We start from the raw sequence: 400 nt of genomic DNA, 5'->3' as shown, positions 1-400 counted from the left end.
CTACCCCAATTAGGATTCGCTAAATCAAAACGACAATCGATTATACGGACATTCTCATCTTCTATATGCTCACATAACCATTCGACTGTAACTATCATCTTTAACGACCTTCTTTCTCTTTCAAACGACTTACATACTCCATAACCATTTCTTCTGTAACATATTTACGCTGCAAGGTAACACCATTTTTTGCAAGATCATTAATTTGCTTTGTTACAACATTAATGACATCAACCGAAAATTCTTTCCCATTTGACGCAAGAGATACGGCTGCTTCAATAGCTGCTTCACGCTGCGCATCTAATTGTAAACATGCTTTTACACTTTCATTTTGTTTACGAGAATGTGCTGTAATTGCTTTATGTACTTCCATCTTCTCTTCCCCCTAAATAAGTTATAC

Annotated in this window: 1 protein-coding gene; it reads right to left on the bottom strand. The window is 36.0% G+C overall.

The window, feature by feature from the left end; translation table 11 throughout:
* Positions 1-100: 100 nt before the first annotated feature.
* Positions 101-373: a YpbS family protein gene (locus tag FE392_RS23085; RefSeq protein ID WP_000451818.1), complete on the bottom strand. Its 273-nt coding sequence runs from the start codon at positions 371-373 to the stop codon at positions 101-103.
* Positions 374-400 lie beyond the last annotated feature (27 nt).

Source organism: Xenorhabdus santafensis, from assembly GCF_033949405.1.
In the GTDB taxonomy this organism is placed as follows: Bacteria; Pseudomonadota; Gammaproteobacteria; order Enterobacterales; family Enterobacteriaceae; genus Xenorhabdus; species Xenorhabdus santafensis.
This window is presented reverse-complemented; position numbering and strand designations above follow the sequence as displayed.

What these genes read in the sequence shown, in the direction of transcription:
- FE392_RS23085 (WP_000451818.1), bottom strand. Translation starts at nt 373, where the DNA reads ATGGAAGTACATAAAGCAATTACAGCACATTCTCGTAAACAAAATGAA.